An 8,951-nucleotide genomic window follows, 5' to 3' on the forward strand; every position below is an offset into this window, starting at 1 on the left:
CACCACAAGCTTCTCGAGCTTGATCCGTTGCAGGAGGCCGTCGATCGTTACATCGCCCTCGGCCGCCTCCAAGGGGATCGTCGTCTCCCATGGCGCAGGGAGGTTTATCTCGCCCGAGCCTGCACGAAGCGCGAGGCGGCCCGAACGGAGGGCGCCGTCCCGGCCAATGCGCAGTTCGCCGGTCGCGAAGAGCGGCGCATCGAAAACCGCATAATCCGAGAGCGAAGGCGCGGTGCGCGCGAGTGCGGCCGGAACGAGATCGGCGATGCTCGCCTCGATATTGGCTTCGTCTGCCCCCGCAGGCAGGAGGCCGTTCATATCGAGTGTCGCCATCGTGTCGCCAATGGCGAACCTCGCATGAAGGACCCCCGCAAGCCCTCCGTCGCCCTTGAAGATGACAACGCTCGCGTCCGGCGCATCGAAGGTGATGCCGTTGACCTCGTCCACGAAGCGAAGCTTGGCGTCGCGTATGCCGAGGCGCGAGAGATAGCCGAGCGGCGAGGAAGGATCGCCCTCCGAAACCAGAGCCTCGAGCATCGGTCCCACCACGGCCGGCGTTTCAAGGTCCGGCTCCTCGGCGTCCGATTTGGCGAGCGCCAGCGTGATGCCGGTGCCGGGACGGCGCAGGACGGTTGCCCGCACGCCGAAAAGGTCAATCGCCTTCGGCGCCAGAGTGCCGCGCAAAAGGGCCGGCATGCTCAACTCAAAGGCGAGTTGAGGCACCCGCGCTACCTGGTTGCCGTCCGCGCCGACGAGACGAACATCGCGCAGTCTGAGCGAGAGTTCGCGGTCTTCCGCCGACCAGACGAGAACCGTGTCCTCTATTTCCAGTTCGCCGCCCTGGAGCGCAGGGTTCGCGGCGTCCTCGATCATCTGGTTCAAAAGGGAAAGGGAGACCGGGCCTGAAGACAGCTGCCAGGCCAGAACGGCAAGAAGCGTGGCCGTCACGGCCACGGCGACACCAATCACTTCCAATAAGATCTTGCTACTTCGACGGATCAAGAAAGGCTGTTGCTCCTCTCGCTTGCCGCGCTATGGAAATCGCACAATTGAGGCGAAAGCGAGTCACTGTGGTTTTATCCCCTCCCCCCGGCGAAGTCTGCATATTTGCCACAGCGAACCGCCATTTCGAGGCTCAGGCTTAACGCGCTGGCCAGCGGAAAGACGAACGACCATATTGGGCCGCCGCGAGAGAAGGCGGCATGTTGACCGAACTCAAGGAGGCATGAACATGGCGAAGGCAGCGACCCCGCAGGGTGCAAAGGGCACGAAGGCGAAAGCAGCCGGCGCCGGACTGCCCGAGCCGGGCAGCAAGGCCCCCGCCTTCTCGCTGCCCGCCGATGACGGCTCTACGGTCTCCTTGAAGTCGCTCGCGGGAAAAAAGGCCGTCCTATATTTCTACCCGAAGGACGACACGCCCGGCTGCACGACCGAGGCGATCGCCTTCAGCGGGCTCAGGAAGAAGTTCGAGGCGGCGGGCACGGCGGTGCTCGGCGTGTCCAAGGACACCGTCGAGAAGCACTGCAAATTCCGCGACAAACACAAGCTGACGGTCCGCCTGCTTTCCGACGAGGAAGGCAAGATGCTCGAAGCCTATGGCGTCTGGGCGGAGAAGAGCCTCTACGGACGGAAGTTCATGGGCATCAACCGCACCACCTTCCTCATCGACGAAAAGGGCGTGGTACGGAAAGTCTGGCCGAAGGTGAAGGTGGCGGGCCATGCCGAGGAAGTCCTCGCCGCGGCAAAAGAGATCTGACGCCGCATGACAGGCAAACAATCTCTCGCGGCGGCGGCGCGCGAAGTTCTGCTCTGTGGCGATGCGCGCGGGAAGGCGGCCCTCGCGCGCGAGGTCGCGGCAAAGTGGCGGGCGGGCATGCTCGACGCCGATGCGGCCGTTCCCATGCCCGACAGGCCGAACCGCCCGGAAAGACCGGAACTCCTCCTGCCGCGCGAGATGCCACGGCGCAGCTTCAAGGGAGAGAGGGGCCGCGTCGCCCTGCTCCACTCGCTCGCACATATCGAACTCAATGCGATCGACCTCGCCTTCGATCTCGCGGGACGCTTCCAGTCCGAAGGTCTTCCCCGCAGCTTCTTCGACGACTGGGTTGCCGTCGGCGACGATGAGGCGCGTCACTTCGCGATGCTCGAGGAGCGTCTTGCCACCTTCGGCGCGCGCTATGGGGACCTGCCTGCGCATGATGGGCTCTGGCAGGCGGCGGAGGAAACCAGGCACGACCTCCTCGCCCGCCTCGCCGTCGTGCCCATGGTTCTCGAAGCGCGGGGGCTCGACGTGACGCCCGCCATGATCGGACGGCTCGACGCGGCCGGCGACAGGGCAAGCGCCGCGATACTCGAAACGATCTACACGGAGGAACAGGGCCATGTGCGGGCGGGCGCGCATTGGTTCCACCATGCCTGCGAGCGGCGCGGCCTTGCCCCGCAGGAAACCTTTCACCGGCTGGTGAAGCGGCACTTCCGGGGCGCGTTGAAGCCCCCCTTCAACGCGGAGGCGCGGAGCGCCGCAGGCCTTGAGCCCGGCTTCTACGAGCCGCTTGCGGGCTAAAAAACTGCCATTGCGGAGCGATTTTCCAATCTATGGTAAATCCAGATTAACCAATGACATCAAAACTCTACGCGCGTATCTTGCTTGTATGTGCCAAATTGGGGTGGAATAGGCATACAAAAATGGGGGCTAAGGGGCATTGAGGGGCATGCACCAACGGCATCACTGGGCCGATAAATTCCGCAGTTTTCTGCGGCATATGTATGTGGAGCGGCAGATTTACATCCGCAGCCACGGGCATGTGCAGTTTATCTCGTTGTCGCCGCTGACGCAGACGGCGTTCGCGGCGATTGCGTTCGTATTACTGAGCTGGATCGCGTTTGCGTCGGTCAACGTGGTCTTCAAGGAGCAGATCATCGCGGCGAAAGATCGCCGCTACGTGAAGATGCAGGGCGCTTACGAAGAGCGGATGGCGCAGCTCCAGTCCGCCTATGACGAGCTCAACGGGCAGCTCGTCATCACCGAGGAACGCTTCCTCGCGACGACGCGCCAACTCGAAGAAAAGCACAAGCAGCTCGCTACGCTGATGAGCCAGCGCCAGAGCGCCAACTCCCAGCTCGACGCGATGCGCCGGCGCTACGCCGCGACGCTGAGCGGCAAGGAAGGAGCGCCGGGGGACGGCAACACGGTGCTGATGCGGGTGGACGGCGCCTCGGAAGGCCCCGACGTGGTTCACACCACGGCCCGGCCAGCGCGAATGACGGAGCTCGAGCCATTTGTCATAGAAGGTAGCGAAGGCATTGATTTTGCTGGGCTTGCCGGCAGCGCCGAGGGTGACAACGGCGTTGTTTCGCTGATCGATACAAGGCTCGCCCAACTCGATAACGCGCAGCAGGGCCTCATCAACAACGTGGAAGAGGTGACGGACCGGCGGGTCCGCGAGCTGAAATCGATCATCAGCATGACCAAGGTCGTCGACCCCGAGCAGATGCTCAAAAGGACGAACGGCAAAGGTGGCGAAGCCCAGGGCGGTCCCTTCATCGATCTTGCGGACACGGATGCGCTGGCTGGCGGCGGCGATGAAACCGGCTTCGCAAAGCAGCTTTTCCGGGTAAGCCAAAATCTGAAGAAGATGGCCGATCTCGAGGAATCCATTGCGAGAATGCCGCTCGCCTCTCCGCTTGTCAGCTACCGCCACACGAGCAGCTACGGCCCCCGCCGCGATCCCTTCAACGGGCGCATGGCCTTCCATTCGGGCGAGGACATGGCGGCCGGCTACGGTTCCAAAATCTACGCGCCGAGCGCCGGGACCGTGACCTTTGCAGGCTGGAAGGGCGGCTATGGGCGCATCATTGAAATCGACCACGGCAACGGCTTCCGGACCCGTTACGGGCATCTCAGCAAGATCGAGGTGAAGACTGGCCAGAAAATTGCATTCCGGGAGACTATCGGCAGAGTAGGGTCCTCCGGCCGCAGCAGCGGGGCCCATCTTCACTACGAGGTCTGGTTCGACGGTATCGTTCGCAACCCCTCCAAGTTCATTGAGGCAGGGCATTATGTTTTCGCGAAGCAAGGATAAAGACACAGACTCCAAGGCAGCTCCGGCTGTCCCGGCTCCCGTGAGCGCCCCGAGCGGCGGACGGCGGCCCAACGCACGCACGGCACCGTCGATCATCTCCAACGATCTGGTGGTGCATGGCAATCTGACGGCGACGGGCGACATCCAGGTCGACGGCACCGTGGAAGGCGACATTCGCAGCCAGTCGCTGACGATCGGCGAGAAGGCTTCGATTACCGGCGAGATCGTGGCGGACGACATCGTGATCCGCGGCCGCGTTATCGGCACGATCCGGGGACGGCGCGTTCAGCTCGCCTCCACCTGCCATGTCGAAGGCGACATCCTGCATGAGGCGCTGGCCGTGGAAACGGGCGCGTTTTTCGAAGGAAACTGCCGCCATTCCGACGATCCGATCAGCCAGCAGGCAGGCTCGACCGCCCGCACATCGCCCGCACGGCCCACGGCGCAGGCCGCAGGCGGACCGCTCGGCGACATGCCGCGCGCGGCACCCCGCCCCACCGCCGGCAATGACAGCCCGGTGGTCGTGAACGATGGCGGCGTGGTCGTGAAGCGGCCCGCGGCGCAGTAAACCGCGAAAAATTTCGGGGGGAAGAGAGGCCGGGGGCGCATGTCCCCGGCCTTTTTCGTTGCGGAACCGTGACGAATGCGCGGCCAGTGAAAACCGGCCGGAATCCGCCGTTTTCCAGCTATCCCCGGCCGACTGTCATCGAAATGTCATCGAAACGTCATGGAAGCCGGATTTATCCCCGCAGCGGGGATATCGCGCGCGCCCTGCCCGGCCTTGCGGCGACGAGTCCCGCTGCGGGAGAGGGGCGCCGCGATGTGCGCCCGCGCGTGCTCGGGAATGTGCCGGAACGGGACATGATTTGAGGGGCGGGGAAGGAGACGAATTGGTGGCTTCCCCCGCCCCGAAATTCGCGGATGCGAATTTCGACCCGCCCCCAGGGGCGGGTGGGACGAGAAGGAGGAACGCGCCCCGCCCTACTCGATGTCCTCGACGGCTTCGGCGCCGCCATGGACGCGGGCGGCAAGGGCCGCGGCCATGAAGGGATCGAGATCGCCGCCGAGCACGGCATCGGGGTCCGGACTTTCGACGCCGGTGCGCAGGTCCTTCACCATCTGATAGGGCTGGAGGACATAGGAGCGGATCTGGTGGCCCCAGCCGATGTCCTTCTTGCCCGCCTCCTCGACAGCGGCGGCCTCTTCGCGCTTCTGCAACTCAAGCTCGTAGAGCCGCGCGCGCAGCATGTCCCAGGCGGCGGCACGGTTCTTGTGCTGCGAGCGCTCGTTCTGGCAGGCGACGACGATGTTGGTCGGGATATGCGTGATGCGGACCGCACTGTCGGTCTTGTTGATGTGCTGGCCGCCCGCGCCGGACGCACGATAGGTGTCGACGCGGCAATCGCTTTCGTTGATCTGGATGTCGATGCGGTCGTCCACCACCGGATAGACCCAGACGGAGGAGAAGCTGGTGTGGCGGCGCGCGGCGCTGTCATAGGGCGAGATGCGCACGAGCCGGTGCACGCCCGACTCCGTCTTCAGCCAGCCATAGGCATTGTGCCCCTTGACGAGGATGGTCGCCGACTTGATGCCCGCCTCTTCGCCGTCATGGCGCTCGATAAGCTCGACCTTGTAGCCCTTGCGCTCCGCCCAGCGCGTATACATGCGGAGCAGCATCTGCGCCCAGTCCTGGCTTTCGGTGCCGCCGGCGCCCGCATGGACTTCGACATAGGTGTCGTTCGCGTCCGCCTCGCCGGAGAGCAGCGTCTCGATCTCGGCTTCGGCGGCCTCGTCGCGCGCGGCTTTGAGCGCGGCCTCGGCTTCGGCGACGATCCCCTCGTCGCCTTCGGCCTCGCCCATTTCGATCAGTTCGAGATTGTCGTTGAGGGCCGCTTCGAGCTTGCGGTAGCGGCCGATCGCACCCTCGAGGCGCGTGCGCTCGCGCATCAGGCCTTGCGCCTTCTCGGGATCGTTCCAGAAGTCGGGATCTTCGGCTTTCGCCGTCAGCTCATCGAAGCGCCGGAGGGCAGCATCCCAGTCAAAGATGCCTCCTCAGCAGCGCGAGCGACTGCTTGATTTCATCGGCGAGGGTCTGCGTCTCGGCGCGCATGGGCGGGGTCCGTTCGGAATCGGCGGTTGATTGGAGGCGGAAAATAGGGGGGATGGGGGAGCATGTAAAGGTTTCGCCGCCTATTCCTCCACCGGCCTCGGCGTCCCCGCAGCGCCCGCAAGAATGCCGCCGTCGATTGTGATCTCCGAACCGGTAACGTAAGCGGCTTCGTCGGAACCGAGCAGCACGGCGATGGCGGCGACTTCCTGTGGCGCGCCGAAGCGGCGGAGCGGCGTGTCGGCAACGATGGCGGCCATGCGCGCGTCGCGCTCCGGCCCCTCGCCCAGCATCGGCTCCCACATGGGTGTGAGCACGGCGGCCGGATGAATGGAGTTGCAGCGGATGGCGAGCCCCTGCCCGGCGCAATAAAGCGCGACCGTCTTGGTGTGGTTGCGGATCGCGGCCTTCGAGGAAGCATAGGCGGCAGCAGCCGGAATGCCGACCATGCCCGAGCGCGAGGACATGTTGACGATGGCGCCCGCGCCCGCCGGACGCATGGCGCGAATGGCGTGTTTGCAGCCAAGAAAGACGCCGTCGAGATTGGTTTCGTGAACGGCGCGCCAGTCTTCGAGCGCTGCATGTTCGGGATCGTGCGCTACGTGTCCCGCCTCAAGACCGGTGATCCCGGCATTGTTGACCAGCACATCAAGACGGCCATGCGCGGCGAGGATCGCGGCCATGACCGCTTCCCACGCCGCCTCGCTGCGGACATCGAGACGCTGGAAGCGCGCGGCAGGGCCTATGCTCTGCGCCAGGCGGCGGCCGGCATCTTCATCGAGATCGGTGAGCCAGACAGTCGCGCCTTCATCCACATAGGCGCGCGCGATGGCAGCGCCAATGCCGCGTGCGGCGCCTGTGACGAGGGTGACCTTGTCTTTCATTCTGGGCATCCGGGGCCTCCGCATGTTGCAAGTAGTGGCAGTAACATCAGGGGGACGGCGGGTCCAGTGTGTTGGGGGAATGGGATTGGCACACGGAGGCACGGAGACGCGGAGGGGTGTGGTTGCGATGCTCCCCTGTTCTCGTCTTTGCGAGCCTGGCGACGCGAGGCGCGGCAATCCAGGGGCGGCAAACTCCGTGCGCGCGGCTGGAAAAGGGGGCATCCGGAGGATAGCCAAGCAACACCTTTACTGTAAGTTTTACCTAACTGTTAATCCCTCCCAACGACTGCAGTTCGACTGGTTCCTTCCAATGAGCAGACCAAGACGCGATATGCATCAAAAGTCACTTCTCAAACTGCTATTAAATGCAGAAGAACGTCGATTCTTTCAAATGATATGGGCGATTGATGCACTGCAAGGTGATCGGCAGGGTCAGGCAGAAAAGCTATTGCGGTTCCCGCCCGAAGCCGCATCAAGCGAAATTACATCTAGATATGCCGTCCATCGATGGGAGCTAGAAACTCTCGTCAATCTATTTCTTACAAGACCTTTCAGGAACAGACGAAAACCAAATGACAGCTTTCTGAACTGCGGACAATACGAAACCCTAGCCACTCTCATAAACCACCTCCGAGAAATCGAAGATGCTGAAGCAGGCATGTATCTTGGGAGAGTGGGAATACTGAATGAAATGCACCGTATCGCCCAACGGCAGTTTCCTTGGCAACGAGGCTTTTTTAATGCCGTTCAATTTTATCGCTATGCATTCATTTACGGACAAGGAGATTGCGCAGATTACTTCAATGCGACCTACGGAATAACTTTTGACACCTTCTCTTATATTGGTTTCGCGCTTTTTACTGCCTTCCAAGAACGTCCTTGGATTAAAAATAAATACTCACTTACAGACATAGGCATAAAAGACGATGAGCTTTGCGACGGAATGAAGCTTCTCTGCAAACCAGAACCAGAGGCGGAAAAGGAAGCCACGGCGCTTCTGTCAGAAGTTCAATCGAAACTCAAATCACCTTTGCCAACAGCATTTCAACCTAGCTATTTGCGTCGTTTCCCAATCTTGTCGTTTGGCGATGTCAGTGGCGTTAGCATTGCGCCCCTTCCCGCACTTCTCATCCTTCGCGTAACGCAAGGGGTGTACTACGACTTGATCGACGGCGGCAGTCACTTGCGCAACGACGCAAGCGCACGTTTCGAAAAATATTGTCGGCAACTTTTGAGGGCAACTCTGCCAGACCACGAAATAGAAGAAAGCCACACATACTCCGTCCGAGGAAAATTACTTGATTCCCCCGATATCCTAATAAAAAGGGACGGCGTCCCAGTCGCTGTTCTGGAATGCAAAGCAACAAAACTAACAATTGGCGCGCAATATGCCGAAGATCCAACCTCAGAAGCTGAAGTTGGATACCGAGAAATAGCCAAAGGAGTTTTTCAAATTTGGCGCTATCGGTCACATATACGAAGAGGGCTTACGGCAAATGACGCCACGGAGCGACCAAATTTCGGTCTAGTTCTCATGTTAGATACGTGGCTATCGATGTCACGGGAACTGCAAAAGCAAGTCGTGTCAGTTGCCAACTCACTAGCCGACGCCGCAAAGGAAGACATCATCGAAGAAGACCGGGAACGCGTTATATTTTGTTCCATTCCAGATTTTGAAAGGCTGCTTCTGATCTCTGACAATGAATCTTTCTTTCTCACCCTGTCAGCGGCCAAAGAAGAGAAATTCGTCGGATGGCACTTGCCGGAAATCCATCGTGAGATTCACGGCAAAACACAGAAGAAGCCGTTTCCGTTTTCCTTAGCTGACGTGAGCCCCTGAACTTCCTCCAGATTTGAGTAGAGTCCGTCAATTGAAGG

Annotated in this window: 8 protein-coding genes; 5 read left to right on the forward strand and 3 right to left on the reverse strand. The window is 61.4% G+C overall.

Features of this window, described 5'->3' with window-relative positions; genetic code table 11:
- Window positions 1–975, reverse strand: a 975-nt coding sequence (locus tag ACKUUH_RS16745; protein ID WP_407951028.1) for a hypothetical protein, incomplete at its 3' end; no start/stop codon positions are given.
- Between the two features lie 256 nt (window positions 976–1,231).
- Here ACKUUH_RS16745 and bcp point away from each other — a divergent pair.
- The 4 genes from bcp (at window position 1,232) to ACKUUH_RS16765 (ending at window position 4,650) form a co-directional block, all read left to right on the forward strand.
- A complete protein-coding gene (gene bcp, locus ACKUUH_RS16750) occupies window positions 1,232–1,756 on the forward strand; it encodes a thioredoxin-dependent thiol peroxidase (RefSeq protein WP_407951029.1) in 525 nt (174 codons plus the stop codon).
- Window positions 1,757–1,762: 6 nt separating this feature from the next.
- Entirely contained in the window at window positions 1,763–2,563 is an 801-nt protein-coding gene (locus ACKUUH_RS16755) for a ferritin-like domain-containing protein (RefSeq protein WP_407951030.1), read from the forward strand.
- A gap of 148 nt (window positions 2,564–2,711) precedes the next feature.
- On the forward strand, window positions 2,712–4,082 hold the full coding sequence (locus ACKUUH_RS16760; protein WP_407951031.1) for a peptidoglycan DD-metalloendopeptidase family protein: 1,371 nt from the start codon (window positions 2,712–2,714) through the stop codon (window positions 4,080–4,082).
- Between the two features lie 40 nt (window positions 4,083–4,122).
- A complete protein-coding gene (locus ACKUUH_RS16765; protein WP_407951032.1) occupies window positions 4,123–4,650 on the forward strand; it encodes a polymer-forming cytoskeletal protein in 528 nt (175 codons plus the stop codon).
- 413 nt (window positions 4,651–5,063) lie between these two features.
- Here the strand turns inward: ACKUUH_RS16765 and prfB are convergent.
- A protein-coding gene (gene prfB / locus ACKUUH_RS16770; RefSeq protein WP_407951033.1) for a peptide chain release factor 2 occupies window positions 5,064–6,192 on the reverse strand; the annotation gives its coding sequence in 2 pieces (ribosomal slippage) (window positions 5,064–6,122 and window positions 6,124–6,192; 1,128 coding nt in all).
- 80 nt (window positions 6,193–6,272) lie between these two features.
- Window positions 6,273–7,082 (reverse strand): glucose 1-dehydrogenase, encoded by an 810-nt coding sequence (locus ACKUUH_RS16775; RefSeq protein WP_407951034.1) that lies wholly within the window; start codon window positions 7,080–7,082, stop codon window positions 6,273–6,275.
- 301 nt (window positions 7,083–7,383) lie between these two features.
- Here ACKUUH_RS16775 and ACKUUH_RS16780 point away from each other — a divergent pair, with 301 nt between their 5' ends.
- Window positions 7,384–8,913, forward strand: coding sequence for a hypothetical protein (locus ACKUUH_RS16780; protein WP_407951035.1), 1,530 nt, complete (start codon window positions 7,384–7,386; stop codon window positions 8,911–8,913).
- The last annotated feature ends 38 nt before the right edge of the window (window positions 8,914–8,951 follow it).

Origin of the sequence: Parvibaculum sp. (assembly GCF_045863935.1) — a bacterium.
Classification (GTDB): Bacteria; Pseudomonadota; Alphaproteobacteria; order Parvibaculales; family Parvibaculaceae; genus Parvibaculum.